Annotated in this window: 26 protein-coding genes and 1 pseudogene; 24 read left to right on the forward strand and 3 right to left on the reverse strand. The window is 64.5% G+C overall.

Going from position 1 to position 26698, the window contains the following annotated elements:
- Window positions 1–85 precede the first annotated feature (85 nt).
- From ACR65N_RS08270 to ACR65N_RS08315, 10 genes are read left to right on the forward strand one after another with little or no spacing between them, the layout of a single operon-like run.
- The gene (locus tag ACR65N_RS08270; protein ID WP_430307043.1) at window positions 86–1195 is read left to right on the forward strand and encodes an NAD-dependent epimerase/dehydratase family protein; all 1110 of its coding nucleotides are present in this window, start codon (window positions 86–88) and stop codon (window positions 1193–1195) included.
- Entirely contained in the window at window positions 1192–3222 is a 2031-nt protein-coding gene (locus ACR65N_RS08275) for an NAD-dependent epimerase/dehydratase family protein (protein ID WP_440456579.1), read from the forward strand. The genes ACR65N_RS08270 and ACR65N_RS08275 overlap by 4 nt, the downstream gene beginning before the upstream one ends.
- A complete protein-coding gene (locus ACR65N_RS08280) occupies window positions 3222–4331 on the forward strand; it encodes a glycosyltransferase family 4 protein (RefSeq protein WP_440456792.1) in 1110 nt (369 codons plus the stop codon). Before ACR65N_RS08275 ends, ACR65N_RS08280 begins: the two co-directional genes overlap by 1 nt.
- Window positions 4332–4333: 2 nt before the next feature.
- Window positions 4334–5464 carry a CgeB family protein gene (locus ACR65N_RS08285; protein ID WP_440456580.1) on the forward strand — a complete coding sequence of 377 codons (1131 nt, stop codon included), beginning with the start codon at window positions 4334–4336 and terminating at the stop codon, window positions 5462–5464.
- Window positions 5461–6549, forward strand: coding sequence for a CgeB family protein (locus ACR65N_RS08290; protein ID WP_440456581.1), 1089 nt, complete (start codon window positions 5461–5463; stop codon window positions 6547–6549). Before ACR65N_RS08285 ends, ACR65N_RS08290 begins: the two co-directional genes overlap by 4 nt.
- On the forward strand, window positions 6546–7670 hold the full coding sequence (locus ACR65N_RS08295; protein WP_440456582.1) for a CgeB family protein: 1125 nt from the start codon (window positions 6546–6548) through the stop codon (window positions 7668–7670). The genes ACR65N_RS08290 and ACR65N_RS08295 overlap by 4 nt, the downstream gene beginning before the upstream one ends.
- A 17-nt stretch (window positions 7671–7687) precedes the next feature.
- On the forward strand, window positions 7688–8731 hold the full coding sequence (locus ACR65N_RS08300; protein ID WP_440456583.1) for a UDP-glucuronic acid decarboxylase family protein: 1044 nt from the start codon (window positions 7688–7690) through the stop codon (window positions 8729–8731).
- 2 nt (window positions 8732–8733) lie between these two features.
- Entirely contained in the window at window positions 8734–9498 is a 765-nt protein-coding gene (locus ACR65N_RS08305; protein WP_440456584.1) for a TIGR04290 family methyltransferase, read from the forward strand.
- Window positions 9488–10351: a TIGR02587 family membrane protein gene (locus ACR65N_RS08310; RefSeq protein WP_440456585.1), complete on the forward strand. Its 864-nt coding sequence runs from the start codon at window positions 9488–9490 to the stop codon at window positions 10349–10351. The genes ACR65N_RS08305 and ACR65N_RS08310 overlap by 11 nt, the downstream gene beginning before the upstream one ends.
- Window positions 10352–10362: 11 nt before the next feature.
- A complete protein-coding gene (locus ACR65N_RS08315; protein ID WP_440456586.1) occupies window positions 10363–10779 on the forward strand; it encodes a TIGR02588 family protein in 417 nt (138 codons plus the stop codon).
- A gap of 17 nt (window positions 10780–10796) precedes the next feature.
- On the opposite strand, the gene ACR65N_RS08320 is transcribed toward ACR65N_RS08315, so the two are convergent.
- Window positions 10797–11135, reverse strand: a complete 339-nt coding sequence (locus tag ACR65N_RS08320) for a hypothetical protein (RefSeq protein ID WP_430307054.1) — start codon at window positions 11133–11135, stop codon at window positions 10797–10799.
- Between the two features lie 250 nt (window positions 11136–11385).
- On the opposite strand from ACR65N_RS08320, the gene ACR65N_RS08325 reads away from it, so the two are divergent.
- The 8 genes from ACR65N_RS08325 (at window position 11386) to ACR65N_RS08360 (ending at window position 18632) form a co-directional block, all read left to right on the forward strand.
- Window positions 11386–12435: an NAD(P)-dependent alcohol dehydrogenase gene (locus ACR65N_RS08325; protein WP_440456587.1), complete on the forward strand. Its 1050-nt coding sequence runs from the start codon at window positions 11386–11388 to the stop codon at window positions 12433–12435.
- Window positions 12436–12437: 2 nt separating this feature from the next.
- Complete coding sequence (locus tag ACR65N_RS08330) at window positions 12438–13649, forward strand: MFS transporter (protein WP_440456588.1); 1212 nt, start codon at window positions 12438–12440, stop codon at window positions 13647–13649.
- Between the two features lie 90 nt (window positions 13650–13739).
- A complete protein-coding gene (gene pcaD, locus ACR65N_RS08335) occupies window positions 13740–14537 on the forward strand; it encodes a 3-oxoadipate enol-lactonase (RefSeq protein ID WP_440456589.1) in 798 nt (265 codons plus the stop codon).
- Window positions 14538–14539: 2 nt separating this feature from the next.
- A complete protein-coding gene (gene pcaC / locus ACR65N_RS08340; protein ID WP_440456590.1) occupies window positions 14540–14959 on the forward strand; it encodes a 4-carboxymuconolactone decarboxylase in 420 nt (139 codons plus the stop codon).
- Window positions 14956–15696, forward strand: coding sequence for a protocatechuate 3,4-dioxygenase subunit beta (gene pcaH / locus ACR65N_RS08345; protein ID WP_440456591.1), 741 nt, complete (start codon window positions 14956–14958; stop codon window positions 15694–15696). Before pcaC ends, pcaH begins: the two co-directional genes overlap by 4 nt.
- Complete coding sequence (pcaG, locus tag ACR65N_RS08350) at window positions 15697–16314, forward strand: protocatechuate 3,4-dioxygenase subunit alpha (RefSeq protein WP_440456592.1); 618 nt, start codon at window positions 15697–15699, stop codon at window positions 16312–16314.
- Window positions 16315–16321: 7 nt separating this feature from the next.
- Complete coding sequence (locus ACR65N_RS08355; RefSeq protein WP_440456593.1) at window positions 16322–17380, forward strand: 3-carboxy-cis,cis-muconate cycloisomerase; 1059 nt, start codon at window positions 16322–16324, stop codon at window positions 17378–17380.
- A gap of 175 nt (window positions 17381–17555) precedes the next feature.
- A complete protein-coding gene (locus ACR65N_RS08360; protein WP_440456594.1) occupies window positions 17556–18632 on the forward strand; it encodes a glycoside hydrolase family 25 protein in 1077 nt (358 codons plus the stop codon).
- 16 nt (window positions 18633–18648) lie between these two features.
- Here ACR65N_RS08360 and ocd read toward each other — a convergent pair whose 3' ends face one another.
- Window positions 18649–19704: an ornithine cyclodeaminase gene (gene ocd, locus ACR65N_RS08365; protein WP_440456595.1), complete on the reverse strand. Its 1056-nt coding sequence runs from the start codon at window positions 19702–19704 to the stop codon at window positions 18649–18651.
- A 129-nt stretch (window positions 19705–19833) separates the two neighbouring features.
- Between ocd and ACR65N_RS08370 the strand changes: the two genes are divergently transcribed.
- The 5 genes from ACR65N_RS08370 to phnN all read left to right on the forward strand — a co-directional run bounded on the left by ACR65N_RS08370 (window position 19834) and on the right by phnN (window position 23707).
- Window positions 19834–20280, forward strand: a complete 447-nt coding sequence (locus ACR65N_RS08370; protein ID WP_430307064.1) for an Lrp/AsnC family transcriptional regulator — start codon at window positions 19834–19836, stop codon at window positions 20278–20280.
- 84 nt (window positions 20281–20364) lie between these two features.
- Entirely contained in the window at window positions 20365–20784 is a 420-nt protein-coding gene (locus ACR65N_RS08375) for an RbsD/FucU family protein (protein ID WP_440456596.1), read from the forward strand.
- 31 nt (window positions 20785–20815) lie between these two features.
- On the forward strand, window positions 20816–21745 hold the full coding sequence (locus tag ACR65N_RS08380; protein ID WP_440456597.1) for a site-specific integrase: 930 nt from the start codon (window positions 20816–20818) through the stop codon (window positions 21743–21745).
- 223 nt (window positions 21746–21968) lie between these two features.
- Window positions 21969–23105 carry an alpha-D-ribose 1-methylphosphonate 5-triphosphate diphosphatase gene (locus ACR65N_RS08385; RefSeq protein WP_440456598.1) on the forward strand — a complete coding sequence of 379 codons (1137 nt, stop codon included), beginning with the start codon at window positions 21969–21971 and terminating at the stop codon, window positions 23103–23105.
- 47 nt (window positions 23106–23152) lie between these two features.
- Entirely contained in the window at window positions 23153–23707 is a 555-nt protein-coding gene (gene phnN, locus ACR65N_RS08390) for a phosphonate metabolism protein/1,5-bisphosphokinase (PRPP-forming) PhnN (RefSeq protein ID WP_440456793.1), read from the forward strand.
- 48 nt (window positions 23708–23755) lie between these two features.
- On the opposite strand, the pseudogene repC reads toward phnN, so the two are convergent.
- Window positions 23756–24946, reverse strand: a pseudogene (gene repC, locus ACR65N_RS08395) (plasmid replication protein RepC); the annotation flags it as partial.
- Window positions 24947–25574: 628 nt separating this feature from the next.
- On the opposite strand from repC, the gene ACR65N_RS08400 reads away from it, so the two are divergent.
- The gene (locus ACR65N_RS08400) at window positions 25575–26576 is read left to right on the forward strand and encodes an ABC transporter substrate-binding protein (RefSeq protein WP_440456794.1); all 1002 of its coding nucleotides are present in this window, start codon (window positions 25575–25577) and stop codon (window positions 26574–26576) included.
- Window positions 26577–26698 lie beyond the last annotated feature (122 nt).

A 26698-nucleotide genomic window follows, 5' to 3' on the forward strand; every position in this document is an offset into this window, starting at 1 on the left:
TTTCCGCCGGGAACATTTCGGATTGTTCGCTTGTTCGTCCGCTGATTGATCATCTTCAACCTCCAAGAAAAACAGGTGAAACCCGGTGTCCAAGAAGGTCCTTATCACAGGCGGTTGCGGCTTCATCGGCCGCTATGTCACGGAAGAACTCCTCGCGAACGGCTATCAGGTGCGTATCTTGGATGCCCTGATCGACCAGGTGCACGGCGATACGGGCGTCAGCGTTCCGGACGGCGTCGAGTTCATCCAAGGCGATGTCTGTGACATGGCCAAGGTAAAGCAGGCGCTCGACGGAGTCGACTCTGTCCTGCATCTGGCGGCCGAAGTCGGCGTCGGCCAGTCGATGTACGAGATCGCCCGTTACGTCGGCGGCAACGACCTGGGCACCGCCGTGCTGCTGGAATCGATGATCGGCCTGCCGATCAAGCGGATCGTCGTTGCCTCCTCGATGAGCGTCTACGGCGAGGGATTGTATGTGAGCGACGATGGCCGCCGCTTCGGCCAGGTGCGCCGCCGCAGCGCCCGCATCAAGGCCGGCGAGTGGGAACCGCAGGGTCCGGCCGGCGAGATGCTGACCCCGGCGCCGACTGATGAGGAAAAGCCCGTCGACCTGGCGTCCATCTATGCGCTGACCAAGTATTTCCAGGAGCGCGCCGTGCTGATCTACGGCGAAGCCTACGGCGTCGATGCCGTAGCGCTGCGGCTCTTCAACGTGTTCGGCCCGGGCCAGGCGCTGTCCAACCCCTATACGGGCGTTCTCGCCAATTTCGCAGCGCGCATCGCCAACGGCCAGCCGCCGATGATCTTCGAGGACGGCAAGCAGCGCCGCGATTTCGTCCATGTCCGCGACGTCGCCCGGGCCTTCCGGCTGGCGCTCGAGAAGCCGCATGCCAGCGGCCACGTTATCAATGTCGGCAGCGGCCAGTCCTATTCGGTGGCCGAGGTGGCGTCGATGCTGGCGGAAGCGATGGGTGCGCCCGAACTTGGTCCCGACATCATGCACAAGGCCCGTTCCGGCGATATCCGCAACTGCTTCTCGGACATCTCCAAGGCCCGCGAATTGCTGGGCTTCGAGCCCACCCATCGCCTTGAAAACTCGCTGGGCGAGCTGGCCGAATGGGTGCGCGAGGCGGGTGCCATCGATCGCGGTGCCGAGATGAAGCGCCAGCTTGAGCAGCGGGGCCTGGTATCATGACGGCAGCCGGATCCCCCGCAAGCGGGCGGCATTTCGGCTTTGCCGAGTGGTTCCGCCCGGGCGAATACGAGCGAACGGAAAACCTGCTTCCCGGCATCATCGGCAGCGGCGCCAGCTATCTGCGCACCCATTTGTCATGGGCTGAATACCTTGCGCCGGGTGGCCAGGAATGGTTCGACTGGATGATCCCGAAGGTCGGCAGCCAGATCGACCTGATGCCCTGCATCCACTACACGCCGCCGTCGATGTCTCGCACCGGGCGCTCGAACGGCGCGCCGAAGGTGCTGAAGGATTACGCCGATTTCGTCGACCACGTGCTGACCCGCTACGGCAAGCATTTCCGCCACATCGAGCTGTGGAACGAGCCGAACAACTTGCTCGACTGGGACTGGCGCGAAGACGCTGATTTCCAGCTGTTCTGCGAGATGGTTGGCGGTGCCGCCCACTGGGCCCGGGAGCGCGGCTGGAAGCCGGTTCTCGGCGGCCCGTGCCCCTTCGATCCGATGTGGCTGAACCTGATGGGCGAGCGCGGCGTGCTGAACGTCGTCGACGCCGTCGGCTTCCACGGGTTCCCCGGGACCTGGGATAGCGAGGAGGGCAGCTGGGGCGGCTGGGACATGCATCTCGGCGAGATGCGCTCGATCCTCGACCGTCACAATCCGAAGGCCGAGATCTGGATCACCGAGACCGGCTACTCGACCTGGCGCAACGACGAGATGGAGCAGGCGCGCCGGTTCACGCGGGCGCTGCAGGTGCCCGCCGACCGCATGTACTGGTACTCCTACGCGGATGTGCCGCCGGATGTCGCGGTACAGGAAGGCCTGTGGTTCGACCCGCGCCACTACCACCTGGGCGCGGTTACCCACGAAAACCAGCCGAAGCTGCTGGCCCGGCTGCTGAGCGAAGGCGGCATCGATCGGCTGATGGACGTGACGCGGCTTGCGACGCCGCATCTGGCCACCGGTGCCGCGCCCGTGATCATCACCGGCGGCAGCGGCTTCATCGGCAGCAATCTTGCAGACAGCTTCCTGGCAGAAGGGGAGGACGTCATCGTTCTCGACAATCTCGGCCGCCCGGGCGTCGACCAGAACCTTGCCTGGCTGACCGAACGACATGGCGGCCGCGTGCATCCGGTGCTGGCCGACGTGCGCGACCTGCGCGGCATCGAAGCCGCCTTCCAGGATGCCAAGGCAGTCTTTCACCTGGCAGCGCAGACGGCCGTGACCACCAGCCTGGTCTCGCCGATCGACGACTTCGAAGCCAATGCGCGCGGCACCGTCAACGTGCTGGAAGCCGTCCGCAAGGCAGGCAAGAAGGCACCGGTGATCTTCGCCAGCACCAACAAGGTCTATGGGGCACTCGAAGACATCGAGATGGTCGAGATGGACGACCGCTATGTGCCGGCCGACCGCGCCATCCGGGATTTCGGCATCGACGAACGCCGCCCGCTCGACTTCTGCACGCCCTACGGCTGCTCGAAGGGCGTCGCCGACCAGTACATGCTCGATTACGCCAAATCCTTCGGCATCCCGACCGCCGTCCTGCGGATGAGCTGCATCTACGGGCCGCGCCAGTTCGGCACCGAGGATCAGGGCTGGGTGGCGCATTTCCTCATCAAGGCACTGTCAGGCGAACCGGTCTCGATCTACGGCAACGGCAAGCAGGTGCGCGACATCCTCTATGTCGACGATGCGATCGCCGCCTACCGGGCGGTGCATGGCGCCATCGACACGGTCAAGGGCCGCGTCTTCAACCTCGGCGGCGGACCGCAGAACTCGGTCAGCATCCTTCTGGTGCTGCGCGAGATCGAAAAGCTGGTCGGTGAGCCTTTGCAGACCGCGTTCGGCGATTGGCGCGCCGGCGACCAGTTCTTCTTCGTTGCCGATACGCGACGGTTGGAAAATGAGCTTGGCTGGCAGGCGTCGACCCGTTGGAAGACTGGTCTCCGGCAACTCGCCGAGTGGCTGCAGGAGCATCGTTTCGGCGGCAGCCGGATCGCCGACGAGCGCGTGAGGGTGACCGCATGATGCAGCAGGGCCAGCCGCGCAAGATCCTCATGACCCTGGACGCGGTCGGCGGCGTCTGGCGTTATGCTTTGGACCTTGCCGCCGGACTTTCTGCGCAGGGCTCGGAGGTTGTGTTTGCCGGTCTCGGGCCACAGCCGAGTGCCGACAAGCGCCGCGAGGCCGAAGCAATCGGCGATCTCGTCTGGCTGGACGCGCCGCTCGACTGGATGGTGTCGGACCCGCAGGATCTGGCCGGCATTCCGGACCTTTTGAGCGATCTCGTCTCGCGCCACGGCGTGGACCTCGTTCATCTCAATCTGCCGACACAGGCGGCGGACCTCCGGGTGGATGTGCCGGTGGTCGCGGTTTCGCATTCCTGCGTCGTCACATGGTTTGCCGGCGTCCGCCGGCAGGATGTGCCGGCCGATTGGGCCTGGCAGAAACATCTCAACGCGCAGGGCCTCCGGCGCGCGGACAGGGTCATCGCCCCCAGCCGGGCGCATGCCGACATGCTGGAAGCCTGCTATGGGCCGATGCCGCAGTTGACGGTCGTCCACAATGCGACGCGCATAGCCGTTCCCGCCTCATCACCGAACCGCGAACCGTTCGCACTGGCCGCCGGTCGCTGGTGGGACGACGGCAAGAACGGCTTCGTTCTCGACCAGGCGGCGGCCTCGACGAACTGGCCGGTGGTGATGGCGGGACCGACCATCGGGCCGAATGGTCAGAGCGTCACGCTCGCCAATGTCGATCACCGGGGCGAACTCGGGCACGCGGCGACGATGGACCTGATGCGGCGTGCGGCGATCTTCGTTTCGCCGTCCGTCTACGAGCCTTTCGGTCTCGCGCCTCTGGAGGCTGCAAGGCTCGGCGCAGCACTGGTTCTTGCCGACATTGCGACCTACCGCGAGCTTTGGGACGGCGCTGCCCTGTTTGCCGAAGCAAGCGATCCACACGCCTTCGCCGATGCCATCAATCGCCTGGCAGAGCGGCCGGTCCTGCGGGCCGATCTTTCTCGGCGCGCCCGCGAAATCTCCCGTCGTTTCACCCCCGAGGTGCAGGCCGAACAGACCAGCCGGATCTACGCGAGCCTGCTTTCGCCGTCTCTTGTCCCCGCCGCTGCGGAGTAATCATGAAGTTCCTGTTCTATACCCATTCCCTGATCTCCGACTGGAACCACGGCAACGCCCATTTCCTGCGCGGCGTCATGCGTGACCTGATCCGGCGCGGCCATTCCGCCACGGCACTTGAGCCGGAGGGCGCCTGGAGCCGAGAGAACTTGATCGCCGAAGGCGGCGAAGCGGCCGTCAGTGCCTTCCACGAGACGTTCCCCGATCTCGAGACCAGCATTTATGATAGCGACTTCGACCATGAGGCCGCCGTCAATGCGGCCGATGTAGTCATCGTGCACGAGTGGACGGATCCGGCGCTCGTGGAGCGGATCGGCAAGGCGCGTCGCAACGGCGGCAGCTTCACGCTGATTTTTCACGACACCCATCACCGCGCAGTGTCGGCCAAAGGCGATATCGCCGGCCTTCAGCTGCAGGACTACGACATCGTGCTGGCCTTCGGTGAGACGCTGCGGCAGCGCTATCTCGACAGCGGCTGGGGCAAGCAGGTCCACACCTGGCACGAGGCCGCCGACGACACGCTGTTCCGGCCGATGATCGAGGTGGAGAAGGAGCGCGATCTCATCTGGATCGGCAACTGGGGCGACGACGAGCGGTCTGCTGAGATCGCGGAATTCCTGGTTCGGCCGGTCGAGGAACTCAAGCTGTCCGCCACGGTGCGGGGCGTCCGCTACCCCGAGCACGCGCTGACGTCGTTGAAGAAGGCCGGCATCGCCTATGGTGGCTGGATCGCCAATGCCGAGGCGCCGAAGGCCTTCGCCCGGCACAAGCTGACAGTGCACATTCCCCGCCGCCCGTATGTGGAGAACCTGCCGGGCATCCCGACGATCCGCGTCTTCGAGGCGCTCGCCTGCGGCATCCCGCTGATTTCCGCACCCTGGGACGACTGCGAGCATCTGTTCCGCCCGGACCGGGACTTCGTCATGGTTCGTAACGGTACCGAGATGAAGAAGGCGATGCGCGATCTCCTCAACGATCCGGCGCAGGCCCAGGAACTCGTCAGTGCCGGCCTCGAGACCGTCACCATGCGCCACACCTGCCGGCACCGCGTCGACGAACTCCTCGGCATCCTCAGCCGTGACGGCACCAAATCCGTCAAAGATGCACTCGCCCTTCCGGAGGCAGCAGAATGAAGATCGCATTTTATGGCTCGAGCCTTGTTTCCGCCTATTGGAACGGTGCCGCCACCTACTATCGCGGCCTCTTGCGGGCGCTTGCCGCCAAGGGCTACGACATCACCTTCTATGAACCGGATGTCTACGACCGGCAGAAGAACCGCGATATCGATCCGCCGGAATGGGCACGCGTGGTGGTCTATGACGGCACCGTCGAAGCCCTGAGGCGGGTGGCCGTGGAGGCGGCGCAGGCCGACATCGTGGTAAAGGCAAGCGGCGTCGGCTTCGAGGACGACCTGCTGCTCGCCGAAGTGCTGCGCCACGCCCGGCCGGATGCGATGAAAATCTTCTGGGACGTCGATGCGCCAGCGACGCTTGCCGAACTGCGCGCCCATCCCGACCATCCACTACGCCATGCACTCGGTCAGCTGGACACGGTACTGACCTATGGCGGCGGTGATCCGGTGGTGGCCGCCTACCGCTCGCTCGGCGCCCGCGATTGTGCGCCGATCTATAATGCGCTCGATCCGGAAACCCATCATCCGGTGCCGGCGAACCCGGGTTTTGCCGCCGATCTCGGCTTCCTCGGCAACCGGCTGCCCGACCGCGAGGCTCGCGTCGAGCACTTCTTCCTGGAGCCGGCGGCCCAGGTGCCGGGCCAGCGCTTCCTGCTCGGCGGTTCCGGCTGGGAGGGCAAGCCGATGGCCGGCAATATCCGCGCCATCGGCCATGTGCCAACCCGCGACCACAACGCCTTCAACGTGACGCCGAAGGCCGTCCTCAACATCTCGCGCGACAGCATGGCGCAGAACGGCTTCTCGCCCGCCACACGGGTCTTCGAGGCGGCCGGTGCCGGCGCCTGCCTGATTACCGACTACTGGGAAGGCATCGAGCTTTTCCTCAAGCCCGACGAGGAGATCCTTGTTGCGCGCGACGGCCGGGAGGTGGTCGAGATCATGGCAGGCCTCACCCGTGAACGCGCCGAAGCCATCGGCCGACGCGCGCTCGATCGCGTGCTCTCGGCCCATACTTATGCCCATCGTGCCGAAGATGCCGACCGCATCTTCAAGCGATTCGCCGAGCGTCGGGAGGCCGCCGAATGACGAAGCCGCTCGATATCGTCATCCTCGGTCTGTCGCTGTCGTCGTCCTGGGGCAACGGTCATGCGACGACGTTCCGCTCGCTGCTGCGCGGCCTCCAAGGGGCGGGCGATGGGCACCGGGTGCTGTTCCTCGAACGCGACGTACCTTGGTATGCAAGCCACCGCGATCTTCCCGATCCCGACTTCTGCGAGTTCGCCTACTATTCCGACATTGATGACATGCTGTCGACCTATGGCGAGCGCATCCGGCTTGCGGACGCCGTCATCGTCGGATCCTACGTGCCGGCCGGTGTGACGCTGATGGATGCGCTGATCGCGCTCGGTCCGCAGCGCCTGTGCTTCTACGACATCGATACGCCTGTCACCCTGGCCAAGCTGGAGCGGGGCGACGAGGAATACATCGCCCGGCGGCAGATCCCGGAGCTCGACGCCTATTTCTCGTTCACCGGCGGGCCGATACTGCGCCATCTGGAGAGACACTACGGCGTCCCGAAAGCGCTGCCGCTCTACTGCTCCGTCGATGCCGACCGCTACCAGCCCACGGGCGAAGCAATCGAATGGGATCTCGGCTATCTCGGCACCTACAGCCCCGACCGGCAGCCGGTGCTGGAGAAGATGCTGATCGAGCCGGCAAGACGAATGAAGGATCGTAGGTTCGTCGTCGCCGGCCCGCAGTATCCAGCGGACATCGACTGGCCGGAGAATGTCGAGCGTATCGACCACCTGCCGCCGTCCGAGCACGCCTCCTTCTACAGCCGCCAGCGCTTTACGCTGAACGTCACCCGCGCCGACATGATCGCCGCCGGCTGGTCTCCGAGCGTGCGGCTGTTCGAGGCAGGCGCCTGCGCGTCGCCGATCATCAGCGATGCCTGGGAAGGCCTCACGGACCTGTTCCCGGACGGCGAGGCGATCGTCATCGCCAGGACGACGGAGGAGGTCGTTGCTGCGCTCGAACAGACGAGCGACGAGGAGCGCCAGGCGATGGCCGAGGCAGCACGCCTGCGGGTCCTGGAAGGCCACACAGGCCGTGCCCGTGCGGCCGAACTGATCCGCGACCTTCGCGACTTGCCGCTTCGCCGGCAGGACATGGGCGCTGCGCCGCGCCACAAGATTTCGGCATGAACAGAGAGGAAATGGGAATGCTGCAACGTACCACTCGCGGAATGACGAAAACCGTCCTGGTTGCCGGAGGGGCCGGCTTTGTCGGCTCGCATCTCTGCGATGCACTCTTGGCGAGGGGCCATCGGGTGATCTGCGTCGATTCCTACCTCACGGGGTCGGAGGACAACATCCGTCCGCTGGAAAATCATCCCGGCTTCCGGATGATCGAGAAGGACATCTGCGCCCTGACCTCGATCGATGAGCATGTGGACGAGGTCTACAATCTTGCCTGCGCCGCTTCCCCGCCGCAGTATCAGGCCGATCCGGTGCACACGATGATGACCTGCGTTGTCGGTAGCGGCAACCTTCTGGCGATTGCCGAGAGCCACGGCGCGTCCTTCCTGCAGGCCTCGACCAGCGAAGTCTATGGCGACCCGGAGGAGCATCCGCAGCGCGAAGACTATCGCGGCAACGTCAACTGCACGGGCCCGCGCGCCTGCTACGACGAGGGCAAGCGAGCCGCCGAAGCACTGTGCTTCGACATGCTGCGTTCCGGACGGGTGGACGCCCGCGTGGTGCGGATCTTCAACACCTACGGCCCGCGCATGGCGCCGGACGACGGCCGCATCGTCTCTAACCTCATCGTCCAGGCGCTGAAGGGCGAACCGCTGACGATCTACGGCACGGGCGAGCAGACGCGCTCCTTCTGCTTCGTCAGCGATCTGGTTGCCGGTCTCATCAAGCTGATGGAGGTTGATCCCAATCCGGGCCAGCCCGTCAACATCGGCAATCCCGGCGAGTTTACCATCAATGAACTGGCCGACATGGTGCTGGCGATGGTCCCCACTCAGTCCCGCATCGTTCACCATCCGCTGCCGATGGACGATCCGCAGCGTCGGCGGCCCGATATCGACCGGGCCAAGGAGCTTCTCGGCTGGGAACCGAAGGTGCCGCTGGCTGAAGGTCTCCGGCAGACGATCGACCACTTTATTTCGGTCATGCCGAGCAACCGACAGGGCGTGCGGTTTACACCGGCCAAGACGCGTAAACCGCTCATCTCCGATTTGAGCCTGGGGGTCTGAGAATGGATGCCGCAAGAACTCCGCCGGCCGAACTGCGCCGGCGGATCGCAGAACTGGGTCCATGGTTTCACAATATGGAGATCGGCGGCGTCCAGACGGCGCCGGACCATTTCCTCGGCGACTACCCCGCCTTCAAGTGGAAGGGTTTTCAGCATGTGCTGCCGGAGGATCTCGAGGGGCGCAGCGTTCTCGACGTCGGCTGCAATGGCGGCTTCTACTCGATCGAGATGAAGCGCCGCAATGCCGGGCGGGTGGTGGCGCTGGATACCGATGCACGGTATCTGGCGCAGGCACGGTTTGCTGCGGAACAGGCGGGCTACGACATAGAGTTCCAGCAGATGTCGGTCTACGACGTGCCGCAGCTACAGGAGCGCTTCGACCTCGTCATCTTCATGGGCGTGCTCTACCACCTGCGCCATCCGCTTCTCGCGCTTGATCTTCTCTGGGAACATGCGGTCGGCGAGCAGATGCTGTTCCAGTGCCTGCAGCGGGGCGACGAGCGGATCCCGCACCTGCAGGAAAATCACGATTTTTCCGAATGGGCTCTTTTCGATCAGCCCGATTATCCTAAACTCTTCTTCGTCGAAGAGCGCTATGCCTCCGACCCGACGAACTGGTTCATTCCGAACACGTCGGCGATGGAAGCAATGTTGCGCTCCTCGGGCTTCGAGATCGAGGCGCATCCGGAGAGGGAGGTCTACCTGGTGAAGCGAGGCAATCGGCACTACGCGGTGGAGCCCGCGCCGTGCGTACATCATGACGGCTGACGCCAAGGCCGCCGAGGCGCAGGACGAGCAACGGCGTTTCCTTGTCGGGCTTTTGCGGGGCTCCGGCGGAGCTTTGATCTTCGGCCTGCCGATGCTGATGACGATGGAGCTCTGGTTCCTCGGCTTCTACATGGAGCGCGGCCGGCTGCTTCTGCTGATGCTCGTCAACATTCCGCTGCTGATCGCGCTTGCCCACCGCATCGGTTTCGAGCCCACATTCACCTGGCGCGAAGCGGTGCGCGATGCGATCACCGCCTATGCCCTGGCGATCCTGACCAGTGCCCTGGTGCTGATGCTGCTGGGCGTCCTGACGGCCGACATGCCGCCGCGCGAGTGGGTCGGGATGATCGCCATGCAGTCGGTGCCGGCGAGCATCGGCGCATTGCTCGGCCGCAGCCAGTTCGGCCAGTCCGAGAAGGATGACGAAGACGACGACCAGGATGCCACCGAGGAGATCAGCACCGGTTATGCCGGTGAACTGTTTCTGATGGGCATCGGCGCGTTGTTTCTCAGCCTCAACGTCGCGCCGACGGAAGAGATCATCCTGATCTCCTACAAGATGACCGCCTGGCACGGGCTGGCAGCGGTGGCCGCGTCGATAGCGGTCATGTACGGCTTCGTCTACGCCGTCTCGTTCCGCGGCACCCATCAACTGCACGAGCACACGCCGAGCTGGCATGCCCTTCTGCGCTTCACCCTGCCCGGCTATGTGGTGGCCTTTGCCATCAGCCTCTATGTGTTGTGGACGTTCGGACGGCTGGACGACACGTCGTGGACGCAGATCATGATGTCGGGCATTGTCCTCAGCCTGCCTGGCTCCGTCGGTGCCGCGGCGGCACGCCTCATTCTTTAAGGACGACACCGATGACGGTGACCAACAAACGCTCGCGGACCAACACCGAGCAGCGTGAGGCAAGCTGGGTCGAGTGGACGACGGGCATCGTCTCGCTTCTGCTGGTTCTGGCCCTGCTCGGCTGGATCGGCCGCGAGGCTCTGGTCAAGGACAGCAGCGCGCCGGAACTGAAGATCGAGATCACCGGCATGTCGCGGTCGGGCGAATTTCATCGGGTGGAGTTCGAGCTGGTCAACGACGCACCCTCGACAGCGGCCGCAGTAAAGGTCGTCGGCGAGTTGAGAGGGGCGAACGGCGAGGTGGAGATCTCGGACGTGACATTCGACTACGCGCCGGCTGAATCCCGCACCAGGGGCGGGATCCTCTTCCGGGGCGACCTGCAGGCCGGCACTCTGTCAATCCGGCCTGCGGGCTACACAGAGCCCTGATCATCGGTCAGGCGGACCTAGCCGGGGATCTGGCCGAGTTCCGGAAACTGCTGGCGTGCCGCATCGATCGATGGGCAGATCGTATCGCTGGCCCCAAGCGTCACGGAGATGTTGTCGCCAACCTCCAGTTCGCCGTCGAAGAAGACCGGCAACTGGTCTCCCTGGTGTCGGACGAGCGTCGCATCGCGCTTGAAGCCCTGCATCAGCAACCAGTCGCGCGGGGCCATCACCGATATCTTCACTCTCACCGCATCGTCGTGCTCGCGGGTTGCGACCAGCTTGTAGCCGACGGTCGACCGGCTTTCGCCGACCTGCAGTTCTCCGGTGCTCGCTGCTTCCTGCAGATGCTCGCTCATGGAAATCTCCGCTCTGAATGAAATCGATAGGATGGATTGCCAGCTTAAACCGACCTTTCCTTTGCTTTGTTCCGTGCCGTGAGCGTGTGACCTGCCCTCTTGCACCGGACTTGCGCCGCCTCTCGGAGGATCGGGCAATAAATCCGGCGGATCGAATAAATCAGTTCGCAAGCTCCTGGGTTAAGAGAGTGTCGCTCCACCGGCGCCGGGCGAGCACTCCTCAATTCACTCAGATCGAAAGGTCTTCACCATGGCTACTGCAAGAGGCTATGCGGCGACGGATGCGTCGAAGCCGCTCGAGTTCTTCACCTTCGAGCGCCGCGAACCGCGCGACGACGATGTCGTCATCAACATCGAATATTGCGGCGTCTGCCACTCGGACATTCACCAGGCCCGCAACGAGTGGGGTAACTCCCGCTTCCCGATGGTCCCAGGCCACGAGGTTGCCGGCACGGTGACCGCCGTCGGAACCAAGGTCAGCAAGTTCAAGGTCGGCGATCGCGTCGGCGTCGGCTGCTTCGTCGACTCCTGCGTCCATTGCCAGACCCGCGACGTCGACAACGAGCAGTACCTGCCGGGCCTCGTCCAGACCTACAACGACGTCGAAGCCGATGGCACGACGCCGACCTACGGCGGCTATGCCGACTCGATCGTCGTCAAGGAAGGCTACGTCCTGTCGATCCCGGACAACCTGCCGCTCGACGCGGCGGCTCCCTTGCTGTGCGCCGGCATCACTCTCTACTCGCCGCTCGCCCACTGGAAGGCCGGACCCGGCAAGAAGGTGGCGATCGTCGGCATGGGCGGCCTCGGCCACATGGGCGTCAAGATCGGCTCGGCCATGGGCGCCGAGATCACCGTGCTCAGCCAGACCCTGTCCAAGAAGGACGACGGGATGAAGCTCGGGGCGACGGCCTACTACGCCACCTCCGACGCCGAGACCTTCAAGACGCTCGCCGGTACCTTCGATTTGATCATCTGCACGGTCGCTGCCGAGATCGACTGGAACGCCTATCTCAACCTCTTGAAGGTCGACGGCACCATGGTCCTGGTCGGCGTTCCGGAGAACCCGGTTCCGGTGCACGCCTTCTCGCTGATCCCCGGCCGTCGCAGCCTCGCCGGCTCGATGATCGGCTCGATCAAGGAGACCCAGGAGATGCTCGACTTCTGCGGCAAGCATGATATCACCGCCGAAATCGAAGTGATCGACATCAAGGACATCAACCAAGCCTATGAGCGTGTCGTGAAGAGCGACGTGCGCTATCGCTTCGTCATCGACATGGCAACGCTGCCGAAAGCCTGAGAATGTCCAATCATCGCCCCGAAGGTGCCGCCGGCATCGCAGACGGCCCTTCGACGGCCTTGATAACAACAGTCGGATTGGCGGCGGGAGCTCTCGTTGCCAATCTCTACTATGCGCAGCCGCTGGTCAGCCAGATCGGGCCCGAACTGGGCATCGATCCGGACGTGGCCGGTGCGCTGACTAGCACCACCCAGATCGGCTACGGCGTCGGCCTGTTCTTCCTCGTCTCGCTTGCCGACCTCGTCGAGAACAAGAGACTGGTGCTGGTGACGCTTGTCATCACCATGCTCGGTCTCGTCGGCATGGGGCTGTCGACATCGGTGGTACCGTTCTTCATCGCCTCTTTCCTCATCGGGCTCTGCTCGACGGGCGCCCAGGTGCTGATCCCGATGATCGCCCACCTCGTGCCCGTCGAACGACGCGGCCGGGTCGTCGGCAATGTCATGGGCGCCGTTCTCACCGGCATCATGCTGGCGCGGCCGGCATCACTATTCATCTCGGCAAGCTTCGGCTGGCGCTCGGTGTTCTTCCTGTCGGCTGGATTGATGGCGATCATCGGCCTGTCGCTGGTGGCGGTGATGCCCCGCCAGAAGCCGAATAGCGGCATGACCTATCCGCAGATCCTCCGCTCGATGGGAACGCTGTTCCGCGAGACGCCGGTGCTGCGCTGGCGGTCGTGCTACCAGGCGATCGTCTTTTGCGCCTTCAACCTGTTCTGGACGGCGATCCCGCTGGCGCTTGCCGATCGGCTGTCTCTCGGGCCGCGCGAGATCGGCCTGTTTGCACTGGCCGGTGCCGGCGGCGCACTCGCAGCCCCGATCATCGGCCGGCTGGCGGACCGAGGTCTCGGCGTCGTGCTTTCGGCATCGGCGATGCTCGGGCTGGCGGTTTTCTTCGCGATCAGCGGCTATGCCATGGCGGCCGGGGCGCTGATCCTCCTCACGCTTTGCGCCGTGCTGCTCGATGCGGCCGTTCAGGCAAACCAGATCATCAGCCAGCGGATCATCTTCGCCATCTCGCCGGAAAAGCGCGGTCGGCTGAATGCCATCTACATGACCTCCGCCTTCATCGGCGGTGCGATCGGCTCGACGCTCGGCACCATCACCTATCACTGGGGCGGCTGGACGGCGACGTCGGCCGTCGGCAGTCTACTCGGTATTGTCGGACTCGTGCTGTTCAGCATCGAACAACGGGGCCGGCGCCTGGCCGCCTGACGACCGGCATTTCTGCGACAACCATCTGCACGATTTCTTATTTTGCTTCGCCACCCTGTTGGTGCAATAAAAGCAGCGGAGGAGTGCAGCATGAGGTTCGTCCGCATCAACGATGTCGTCATCAGCCATGACCTTCATGGCCAGGGGAGCGGCAAACCGACGATCGCGTTCATCAACTCGCTCGGCACCGATCGCCGTATCTGGGAGCGGGTGGTCGAGGCGCTGGCGCCCGACTTTACCATCCTCACCTTCGACAAGCGCGGCCACGGTCTCTCGGATCTTGCCGCACCGCCTTACCGCATCGAGGATTTCTCCGGCGATCTTGCCGGTCTCATCGACCACTACGGCCTGAAGGACGTCATCGTCTGCGGCCTCTCGGTCGGCGGGCCGATCGCCCTCAGCCTCTACCGCGCCCGCCCGGATCTGGTGCGCGCCCTGGTGCTTGCCGATACGGCGCACAGGATCGGAACGCCGGAATTTTGGAACGCCCGCATCGAGGCGGTCCGACAGGGCGGCATTGCAAGCATCCTCGAACCGATCATGTCGCGCTGGTTCACTGCCGCTTATCGCCGTGACGATAAAGCCGACTACCGCGGCTACTGCACGATGCTCGCCCGTCAGTCGCCGGAGGGCTATGCGGGCACTTGCGCCGCGGTTCGCGATGCGGATTTCACAGAGGTCGCGCGATCGGTCGCGGTGCCGACGCTCTGCGTCGTCGGCGCCGAGGACGGATCGACACCCCCTGAACTGGTGCAGTCACTGGCCGAGCTCATTCCCGCCTCGCGCTTCGCGATCATCCCGGATGCCGCGCATATTCCTTGCGTCGAAGCGCCGGAAACCTTCATCGCGCTGCTGCGCTCCTTCATCGACAACCTTCCCGGAGCTTGACCATGGCCGACCAGTCCCCTCCGTCCGAACGCCACCGCCAGGGAATGGCGACCCGGCGGGCGGTGCTTGGAGATACGCATGTGGACCGGGCCGTCGCCGGCGAGACCGCCTTCGACCAGCCGTTCCAGCAGATGATCACGGAAACGGCCTGGGGCACGGTGTGGTCGCGCCCGCATTTCAGCAAGCGCGAACGGTCGATCGTCACCATCGCCCTGCTGGCTTCGCTTGGCCAGGACGACGAACTGGCGCTGCATATCCGGGCGACGGCGAATACCGGCGCGACTGAAGAAGATGTCTGCGAAGCGCTCATGCATGTGGCGGTGTACGCCGGCGTTCCGGCAGCCAATCACGCCTTCAAGATCGCCAAGTCGGTCTATGCCGAAATGCGGGCGTCGGGTGCCGACAGGGAGGACAAGGCATGAAGAACACTCTGCCGGAGACGGGCGGCTTTTTTGCCCGTGACCGAGACATCCATCCGCCGGCCTACACGCCCGGCTACAAGACGTCCGTTCTGCGCTCGCCGCAGCGGGCGCCGATCTCGCTGGACGGGACCAGGAGCGAGATCACCGGCCCGGTGTTCGGCCACAACATGCTCGGCGCGTTCGACAACGACCTGATCGTCAACTACGCGCAGCCGGGAGAAATGGCGATCGGCCAGCGCATCCTCGTCCACGGCCGGGTGCTGGATGAGCGCGGCATTGGCGTGAGCGGCGCGCTCCTTGAATTCTGGCAGGCGAATGCCGGCGGCCGCTACCGGCACAAGAAGGAGACCTATCTGGCGCCGCTCGATCCGAATTTCGGCGGCTTCGGCCGGACGATCACCGATGACGACGGCACTTACGCCTTCCGCACCATCAAGCCCGGCGCCTATCCATGGCCTAACGGCGTCAACGACTGGCGCCCGGCGCATATCCACTTTTCGATCTTCGGCCATGGCTTTGCCCAGCGGCTGATCACCCAGATGTATTTCGAGGGCGACCCGCTGATCTGGCTGTGCCCGATCGTCAAGACGATCCCGGATGAGGATGCCATCCGGCGGCTGGTCGCGCCGCTCGACATGAACAACACCATTCCCATGGACCTGCGCGCCTACAAGTTCGACATCGTGCTGCGCGGCCGTCGCTCGACCTTCTTCGAGAACCGCAAGGAGGGCAACTGAATGGTGCAGCCGCTCACCTACCTGAAGGAATCCTCGTCGCAGACCGCCGGCCCCTACGTCCACATCGGCTGTACGCCGAATTTTACCGGCATCCACGGCGTCTACGAGACCGACCTCGGCGCCGGGCCGATGGTCAACGACAAGACGCGCGGCGAACGGATCACCATCCGCGGGCGGGTGATCGACGGCACTGGAACGCCGCTTCGCGATGCAATGATCGAGATATGGCAGGCGGATGCCGACGGCTTCTACAACAGCCCGTCAGAGACCCGCGGCACCGCCGATCCGGAATTCTTCGGCTGGGGCCGTTGCCCGGCGGACATGACGACCGGCGAATTTTCGTTCGAGACGATCAAGCCGGGCCAAGTACCGTTCAACGACGGCCGACTGATGGCGCCGCATGTGACGCTCTGGATCGTCGCGCGCGGCATCAACATCGGCCTTCATACGCGGATGTATTTTTCCGACGAGGAGACGGCCAATGCCGAGGATCCGATTCTTGCGCGGATGGAGCACCGGGTGCGGGTGCCGACGCTAATCGGCTCTCGTGAGGGCAATACCGTGACCTTCGACATCCACCTGCAGGGCGAGGACGAAACTGTCTTCTTCGACATCTGAGGCTTCCATGAGCATCTCCGCCTTCGAGCATCCCTACCTGTCCGGCCTGGTCGGCGACGAGGAGACCGGTGCGATGTTCTCGGCCAGCGCCGACATCGGCGCCATGCTCGCCTTCGAGCGGGCTCTGGCCCTGGCGGAAGGGGAGGCCGGCGTCATCCCTTCGGCTGCTGCGGGACTGATCGCCGATCTCTGCGGCGTGTTTGAACCGGATGTCGTCGCCCTGCGCGCGGGCGTGGCACGCGACGGCGTTGTCGTTCCGCAACTGATCAAGCAGCTCAAGGCCGCAGCCGGCAGCGATGCCGCGCAATTCGTGCATCTCGGTGCCACGAGCCAGGATGTCATCGACACCAGCCTGATGCTGCGACTGAAGGGCGTGCTTACCATATTCTCCATTCGGCTGGAGCGGCTCTCCGAACAGTTCGCTCAACTCGAAAAGAACTTCGGCGCCCGGCCGATGATGGCGCATACGCGGATGCAGGCAGCGCTTCCCATCAGCGTTGCCAATCGCTTGCGGTCTTGGTCGGCGCCGCTCGAGCGGCACCGAACCCGTCTGCGGCATCAAATCTCAGCACTGCCGATCCAGTTCGGCGGTGCCGCCGGCAATCTCGATCAACTCGGTCCGCGGGCGTCAGAGGTCCGGCGGCGACTGGCGGATCATCTCGGGCTGGCCGACCAGGTTCAGTGGCAGAGCCAGCGCGACGGTGTCGTCGACGTGGCCGATACCCTGTCGTTGATCTCCGGCAGCCTCGGCAAGTTCGGCCAGGATATCGCGCTGCTGGCGCAGATGGGGGAGGAGATCAGGCTGGCGGGCGGCGGCGGCTCTTCGGCCATGGCGCACAAGCAGAACCCGGTGGCGGCCGAAGCGCTGGTAACGCTTGCCCGTCACAATGCGGTTCTTGTCTCCGGCATGCACCAGTCGATCGTCCACGAGCAGGAACGCTCAGGTGCCGCCTGGACCCTCGAATGGCTGCTGCTCCCGCAAATGGCGATCGCAACCGGCGCCTCGCTGCGGCTGGCATCCGAACTCGTCGTCAAGATCCAGTCGCTCGGCCGGACTGACGGTTGATCCGGCATCCCTCTCATGACGGAAACGTGATGCTGTTCTCCATCAGCGCCCGCTGAAAAAGCGCGCCTCGCGACCCTTGCGGTAAAGCTTGCATTTAGATTTTGCCGGTAATGCTCTGTTAGTCACGTTCCGTCGAACCGCCGCTTGCGGCTCCTTGCTACAGAGTACGGTGTTCATGCGTTCCTCTCTCATCCCCGCCATCCTCGTCGGCTGCCTCGTCATCGGCGGCTGCCGCTCAAGCGGGCCGGAGGAAGCGCTGACGCTTGCACCGTCTCAGGAAATCACCAGCGCCGTCTCGCCGGTCACGCCGCCCGGGTCAATCGGTTCGGCGGCTCCACAGGTCGAGACGGCAGCGGTTCAGGAAGCTGCAGACCAGGCAAGGCCGGCGCCGCACGAGCTCGCCTGGTCAGGAAACGTACCGCAGCCGCAATCTTTCCAGACCGGACCGATGGATGTCGGCATGCCGGTTCCGAGCAACCGCCCCGTCGCCATGCTGGTCCCCGACGCGCCGGATCTGCGCGGTCCGTCGGGCAAGCGCGAGCGCGTCTACAGCCAGCGCTTCCGCGATGCCAAGCCGATGAATTTCGGCCGCATCACGCCGCGTCACCACCCGGTGCACGGCGTCGACGTATCGCGCTGGCAGGGCAATATCGACTGGCCGAAGCTGCGCACCGAGGGCGCCAACTTCGCCTACATCAAGGCGACCGACGGCGGCGATCATCTCGATCCGATGTTCAAGACCAACTGGCAGCGCGCCAAGGCCGCCGGCGTCAAGCGCGGCGCCTACCATTTCTTCTACTGGTGCCGGGTGGCGAGCGAGCAGGCCGAGTGGTTCATCCGCAACGTGCCGAACGACCCGGACGCCCTGCCGCCGGTGATCGACGTCGAATACAACCATCAGTCCGACTGCAAGCGTCGCCTGTCGCCGGAGAAGATCCGCGAGAAGATGCAGGTGTTCATGGACACGCTGGAGCGCCATTACGGCAAGCGCCCGCTGATCTACACGGCCCCGGACTTCTACAAGGACAACCTTCAGACGGCGTTTCCCAACCACCCGTTCTGGCTGCGTTCGGTGGCGGCGCATCCGTCGAAGATCTATCCCGGCCGCAACTGGGTGCTGTGGCAGTATTCCGGCTCTGGCCTGTCGCAGGGCGTCAACGAGAAGATCGACCTCAACGTCTTCTACGGCAGCGCCGAGCAGTGGTACCGCTGGTCCACCGCGCGTCCCGGATCGCAGATCGCCACCCGTTGACCGCTGCCCCCGGGGTCTAAGCCGGCTCCACTGCTCTTTGCAGCATCCCGTAGAGATCGCGCGGATCGTCCGGATCGGCGATGATGTCGAGGAGCTCGAAAAACTCGGTGCCGACGATCCGGCTGCGGACATAGCGCAGCGCCGAGAAATCCTCGACGGCGAACCCGACACTGTCGAACAGGGTGATCTGGCGCGCGTCGCGCCGGCCTTCCACCTCGCCTGAGATCACCCGCCAGAGTTCCGTGACCGGATAGTCCGCCGGCATCTGCTGGATCTCGCCCTCGATCCGCGTCTGCGGCGGATATTCGACGAAGGTGTCGGCCCGCTTCAGGATGTCCGGATGCAGCTCGGTCTTGCCCGGGCAGTCGCCGCCGATCGCATTGATATGCACGCCAGCGCCGACCATGTTGTCGCTGAGAATGGTGGCGTACTGCTTGTCGGCCGTACAGGTGGTGATGATGTCTGCCCCTTCGACGGCCGCCTGAGCGCTATGGCAAGGAATGAGGGTGAGACCGGTGCCGTGGAGGTTGCGGCAGACCTTTTCCGTCGCCCGGCTGTTGACGTCGAACAGCCGCAGATGGGTGATGCCGAGCACCGCTTTCATCGCCAGCGCCTGGAATTCCGCCTGAGCCCCATTGCCGATGATCGCCATCGTCCGGGCGTGGCGCGGAGCGAGATGACGCGCCGCGACGGCCGACGTCGCCGCTGTCCTGAGCGCCGTGAGCAGCGTCATCTCGGTCAGCAGCACGGGATAGCCGGTATCGACTTCCGCCAGCAGGCCGAAGGCGGTCACCGTCTGCAGACCCTTCGCCATGTTGCGGGGATGGCCGTTGACGTATTTGAAGCTGTAGATCTCGCCGTCGGAGGTCGGCATCAGTTCGATGACGCCGTGGCGCGAGTGCGAACCGAGCCGCGGCGTCTTGTCGAACACCGGCCAGCGGCGAAAGTCCGCCTCGATCTCGTCGGCCAGACCGACCAGCATCGGCTGAAGGCCGATGTGGTGGACCAGCCGCATCATGTTCTCGACGCTGACGAACGGCACCAGGGCCTTTGGCGAGGGGATCTGCAGCAAGACGTCCTCCTTGTTTTGCGACTGGCCGCAGCCTAGCGCATGCAGGCTTGTGCGCAAAAGGGCAATCATGTGTTGAAATCGCCAGCGGATTGAGCGAAATGCACATGACGATCCAGCGGAATGATGAAGATGAGCGACACGCCCCAGCGCAGCTACGTTCCCGACGACCTCGACCGGCGCATCATCGCGCAGTTGCGGATCGATGGCCGTGCATCGCTCTCCAAGCTGTCGGATCTGCTGGGCGTTGCCCGCGGCACGGTGCAGAACCGGCTGGACCGGTTGATGCAGACCGGCACCCTGACCGGCTTCACGGTACGCGTGCGCGAGGATTTCGACGCCCAGACGGTGCGGGCCATCATGATGATCGAAGTCACCGGCAAATCGACCGACCGGGTGATCCGCAAGCTGCGTGGCATGCCGGAGATCCATGCGCTGCACACGACCAACGGCAACTGGGATCTCGTCGCCCAGATCCGCGCCGCCAACCTCGGCGAATTCGACCGCGTCCTGCGCGATGTCCGCGTCATCGACGGGGTATCGAACAGCGAGACCAGCCTGTTGCTCACCAGCGTTTGATGCCGGGCTTCGGCTTGACGAAGCATTCGCGGCGCCGATAACGTCCGGCCGGAACCGGCTGTGCGCCGGCGGAGGCCGCTTTCCATGCTCATCAATATCGATCCACTGCTTTCCCCCGAACTTCTCCATGCGCTGAGGGCGATGGGGCATGGCGACGAGATCGCGCTTGTCGACGCCAATTTTCCGGGCACGTCGAACGCCCAGCGCCTGATCCGCCTGGACGGCGTGACCATCACCGACGCGGCCAGCGCCGTGCTGAGCGTCCTGCCGCTCGACGAGTTCGTCGACGTGCCGGTGTTCACCATGGAAGTCGTCGGCAATCCCGATGAGGTGCCGCCGGCCGTTGCCGATCTCCGGGCGATCGTTGGCGATCGCGCCGCCTGCGGTACGCTCGAACGGCACGCCTTCTATGCCCGGGCGCGAACCTGCTTTGCGATCGTCCAGACCGGGGAGACCCGGCTCTACGCCAACATCATCCTGAAGAAGGGCGTGGTGCGCAGCTAGCATCGCCGACGCGGCTTCAATTCGAAGCGCCGTGATCTATGCTGCCGGCATGGATACGTCGCGATTCGCAGCTGCATTGCCGCCCCAGGCGCCGACTTCCCACTCGACCGTGGATGACGCTCCGGCCGCGACCGGACAGCCGCTCGTATCGGCCAATACGCGGCGCGCCTATGCTTCGGACTGGAAGCACTTTTCTGCCTGGTGCCGACGGCAGGGCAGGGCGGTCCTGCCGCCGACGGCGGATCTGATCGCTGGTTACATCGGCGACTGCGCGGCGGGACGGGCTGATCCGACAGGGCGCGACAAGGCGCCGTCGACCGTGGCGCGGCGGCTGTCGTCGCTGTCGTGGAATTTTGCTCAGCGCGGGTTTCCGATCGATCGCCGGGATCCGCAGCTTGCGGACGTCATTGCACGTCTGCGGGAGGCGCCGCGCACCGACACCGGGCCGTCTGCTGCAGTCATGCCGGACGATCTGCGCGCCATGCTCGAGACGCTGGACCGCGGAACGCTGCGCGGCCTGCGGGATCGGGCGATGCTGCTGGTCGGATATGCGGGCGCTCTGAGACGCTCGCAGGTCGTCGGACTGGATGCCGGTCCGGACCAGACGCCCGACGCTGCCGGCTGGATCGAAGCCGATCCGAACGGTCTGCGGGTGACGCTGAGGACTCGCAAGGGAATGCGCAGCATCGAGATCGGGCGCGGCTCCTCCGATGCCACCTGCCCGGTACACGCAGTCGAGACCTGGCTGTCGCTGGCAAGGATCGAGCGCGGGCCGCTCTTCCGCCGCGTCACCGGTCAGGGCCGTGCCGTCGGTCTGGATCGCCTCAACGATCGCGAACTGGCGCGTCTCGTCAACCGCACTGCCCGCAGCGCCGGCATCAGCGACAACCTGGCGAGCCGGGCGCTTCGCGCCGGACGCCTGGCGGAGCCGCGTTCAACGCCAGAAAAGCCAAGCTCCTAGAGGATAAGATTGACCTCTGGCCTCGGTTCGGACGGCTTGTGGTGATGGGCATGAGTTTTCCCGCCCGGTGTTGATCTTCCGTCTCGTGATTGTCATCTTCCCGGTCATAGTAGACATCTCTCGTCGCGGCCGGCTCCCGGCTGTGATGGTGCATCGCCGGCACCCCGGTGGCACCAATACCTGCATTCGGGCTCGCAGCAGCTCCCAACATACGGTTTCCTTCATGCCCGACCTCATTCTTGGCAATGCCCGCATTGTTCTCGACGACCGGATCCTCACCGGCAGTGTCCGGGTTCGCGACGGCCGGATCCTCGATATCGATGAAGGGCAGAGCGCGACGGGTGAGGATCTCGACGGGGATTACCTGATCCCCGGCCTCGTCGAACTGCACACCGACCACCTGGAAACCCATTATTCGCCGAGACCCGGAGTGCGCTGGAACACCATGTCGGCAATCCAGGCGCATGATGCGCAGATCGCTAGTTCCGGCATCACCACGGTGTTCGACTGCCTGCGCATGGGATCGGACGAGAGTTCCGGTTTCGAACGAGGCGAGATGCGGCGCATGGCCGATGCCATCCAGACGGCGCAGAAGGAGGATCGGCTGCGCGCTGACCATCTGCTGCATCTGCGCTGTGAAGTCTCGGCCGCTGATGTCCTGCAGCATGTCGAGGACTTCGGCGACGATCCTGCCGTCCGTCTCGTCTCGCTGATGGATCATGCCCCCGGCCAGCGGCAATTCCAGACGCTCGACCAGTACACGCTCTACTACAAGATCAAGCGCGGGCTCTCGGACGAGGCGTTTGCGCATTTCATGAAGCGGCGTCAGGACGATGCGGCCCGCTATGCAGCGCCGCATCGCCGGCAGCTTGCCGCCTTCTGTCAGGCTCGCGGCATCACCGTCGCCAGTCACGATGATGCGACGCTTGAGCATGTGGAAGAGGCGATCGACTACGGCGTCCGGCTCGCCGAATTCCCGACCGGTCTCGATGCCGCGGATGCCTCCCACGCAGCGGGCATGAGCGTGCTCATGGGGGCGCCCAACGTCGTGCGCGGCAAATCGCATTCCGGCAACATCGCTGCCCGTGATCTCGCCGAACGCGGCGTTCTCGACGTCCTGTCGTCCGATTACGTGCCCCTCAGCCTGCTGCACGCGCCCTTCGTGCTCAGCGAAGAGATCGAGGGCATGTCGCTGCCGCGGGCGCTCGCCATGGTCACGTCGACGCCCGCCCGCACCGTCGGCTTCGAGGACCGCGGCCGTATCGCACCCGGCCTGCGCGCCGATCTCGTTCGTGTCCGCCATACGCAAGGCGTGCCGGTGGTCCGCGCTGTCTGGCGCCAGGGCCAGAGGGTGGCCTGATGCAGGCGGGATCCTTACAGCATCCGGGGCCTGGGCGGTTCGGCACGATGGTCGTCGTCGTCGGCGCAAGCGGCGCCGGCAAGGACAGCCTGATCGACTATGCCCGCGCCAGACGGTCCGAGCGTGCCGACATTCTTTTTGTCCGGCGCGCCATCACCCGCAATGCCGAGGCCGGTGGCGAGGACCATGAGCCGGTATCGAGCGCCGAGTTCGAGCGTCGCAGGGCCGAAGGCGGCTTTGCCGTCCACTGGAGCGCCCACGGGCTCGACTACGGCATTCCCTACGAGGCCCGGGCCTTCCTCGCCCATGGCGGGATCGCCATCGCCAACGGCTCGCGGTCGGTGCTCAGCCGTTTTGCGGCGGCATTTCCGCGCCTGCTCGTCGTCAACGTCGTGGCGCGCCCGGATATCCTTGCCAGCCGCCTCCGGTCCCGCGGCCGGGAAACCCAGGACGACATCACGGCTCGGCTTGTCCGCAGCGAGGCCTTCGCCATTCCGGAGCAGTACCGGTGCATCACCATCGACAACAGCGGAACGCTGCCGGAGGCCGGGGAGCAGTTGCTCGCGGCGCTCGATCGGCTCGTCGCGGCGCATCGTCTCTGACAGCAGTTCCGGCCGTGCATTGGCAGCGGCGCCGCTTCCGGGGCTTCGCACCAGAGCCATTACCATCGGCGCCGGCGAAAAGCCGCCGCGCCTTGCCCTCTGGGTCAACTCCCTGAGGTAGGCGCCCGGCACGCGGATTTTATCGACGCGCATCAGGATGCAGGCCATGGCCGTTGCGGCATTCGTCGGGCCCATGGCCGCGCAGGCTTCGTCGTAGGCCGAGCTCGAAACGCCGAGCATCGAGCGAACGACGATGGCGGCACGGGTGAAATCGCTCCAGCTGCGGATCTCTCCACCGGGACCATAGTCGGCGATATCCGGGCAGGCCTTGAGGATGACCGACAGCGGCAGGTCGCATCCTCCACCCGACGGCTGTCTCGCCGGCAATTCCCCCCTCGTGGTAACGACATCGAGGACATTGGTTGCTCGTGCCGCTTCAGAGTCAATGATGGATTCGGTCTCTGGATTCTGTATGTGGCATCCAGTCCGGCGTTCACTGCCGGCCACATCTGCGCAATTAACGTGACATTCCAGCACGTTGACGATCTCTGCGCGCAGGCGCGTAAGGCCGTCGAGAGCGAGCCTCACCGGCCCGATGCACGACCGCCGTGGCAAGGGCTGGAGCACTGACTCGAGGCGCGCTTGCAGATCGGCGAGATGCCCTTCGACGCCGGATTCGATGGCCAGTGCCAGCAGCTTGCGGATGTCGCGGCGGCAGAGGCTCAACCCTTCGCGGGCTTCGGCCAGCGCCCGCCGTTCGGCGACCACCGATTGTGCCAGTTCGGCGACCTCATCGGCGCGCGTCAGCAGCGGCAACAGGCTAAATCCGAATGCGTGGTCGATCTGGCCGCTCGCCCTGCGGCGGGCATAGCGCTTTCCGTTCGGACTGTCGCGCCGGTGGATGAGCCCGGCCTCGACGAGGACTGCCAGGTGCCGCCGGAGCGTCGTTCCGGCAATGCCATGCGCCCGCAGGCTCAACTGCGCATTCGAGGGGAACACAACCAGCCCCTTGGTGACGCACAGTTCGGGATGCGGATAAAAGCTCAGCAATGCATGCAGCACGGCAAGGCTGCGATCCTGCAGGCCAAGCTTTTCTCGGGCTTCCGAGAGATCGCGGAAGATCTTCCATTTGTCGACCGGGCGGCCGACATTGGTCGCGGCGGCGTCCACCTGCCCCTTCAACAGGGCAAGCGAAGCCGGCCGCCGCCCAAAGGGCGTCGTCATCACATGCGTCTGCATGTCCTTCACCTTCTTCAAGGCAAAAGAAATACACCCGTCAAAACGACGTCGGACTCTTGACTGGGATTCGGAGAAATGCGATTCTCTAGCTGCTTAGACACGAGAAGGGCTTCCACGACTCCGGTCGCTTGGGGGCCTTTTTCTTTTGCGGTTACGTCTCCGGATTTCCTCGCCCACGCGAAAGCCCGCCTGATGGCGGCCGGCGCAAAGACGACGCTGTTCATTGTTCAACATTTCTGACGCGGACACACGAGCCGGAAAGGATCACCGTGCAGCCGCACGGACGACGCAAACGCTACGCCGATCGTCCGGTTATGCTGCACGCCATCAGAAACGGGTTCATCCCGTTCATCGAGGCTTCAGCCTCAGTAACGACAGTTCGCCGTCAATCAGCCGATAACCGTCACTGTTATCCGATTCCCTTCGACCGACAAAGCCGCGATTTCCGGCGGACGCCTCAAGGGTGCTGCACGAATATTGTGCATGCCTCATTGGTGAGCTTGAAATTCATCGGCAGGTCGGTAGTATCTGCGCCGCCGGCCCGGGTGAGGGTTCCCCGATCGGCATCTCCAGAGAAGGAATGATGAACATGACACACGTAAATCGCCTGCGAGCATCGGCCGTGGCGATGGGCCTCGTTCTGGCTGCAGCAGGCTCGTCCGCCGCGCAAGCCAAGACGTTGACGATCTCTTGGTGGGGCTACAATGGCGACAAGCTGAATGCCAACATCATCGAGCCCTTCAAGAAGATCTGCGGCTGCGACATTGCGTTCGAGACCGGCAACAATGCCGACCGCCTCAACAAGCTGAAGCTCCGGGGTGGCAAAGGCGTCGACGTCATCTACCTCACCGACAGCTATTCGCAGATCGGCATTGCCGAAGACCTGTTCCAGAAGGTCGACGCCTCCAAGCTTTCCAACCTCGCCGATCTCTACGATCTGGCCAAGGATCCGCAGGGCGGCTACGGCCCGGCCTACACGATCGGCCGCGTCGGCATCGTCTACGACGCCGCCAAGGTCAATCCGCCGATCTCGTCGTGGAACGACCTGTGGCGTGACGATCTGAAGAGCGCCGTGACCCTGCCCGGCATCACCACCACGGCCGGCCCGATGGTCGTGCTGCAGGCGGCAAAGCATGGCGGCACCGACGCCTTCGCCGACACCGACAAGGCGTTCGAGAGCATCGAGGCGCTGAAGCCGAACGTCGCCAAGAACTACAACACCGGCTCGGAAATGGTGAACCTGATCTCCACCGGCGAAGCCAAGGTGGCGATCTCCCAGGACTTCACGCTAGCCTCGATGAAGGCCGCCGTGCCGACCATGACCTGGGCGACCCTCACCGATGGCGACATTGCGACGCTGAACACAGTGAACATTCCGAAGGGCTCGGAGAATGTCGAACTGGCTCACCAGTTCATCAACTTCATCCTGTCGAAGGAGGTCCAGCAGCTTGGAGCCGAGCAGGGCGTCGACGCGCCGGTCTCGACCATGGTGCAGCTGACGCCGGAACAGGCGAAGATGTGGACCTACGGTGCCGAGATGATCGCCAAGCTCAACCGTCTCGACTACGTCAAGCTGAACGAAGCCAAGACCGACTGGATCGATCGCTGGAACGAGATCTTCAGCAACTGAGCCGCCAGCTCTTCATTAGATTGGCATCGACCCGGGCATAACCGGGTCGATGCTCTTGATCGGCAGACGGGCTTGAGCCATTCTGCCGCAGGTCAATCGCCGCGAGGCGGTTCCGAAATTCA

This window comes from Rhizobium sp. SAFR-030 (genome assembly GCF_059415005.1).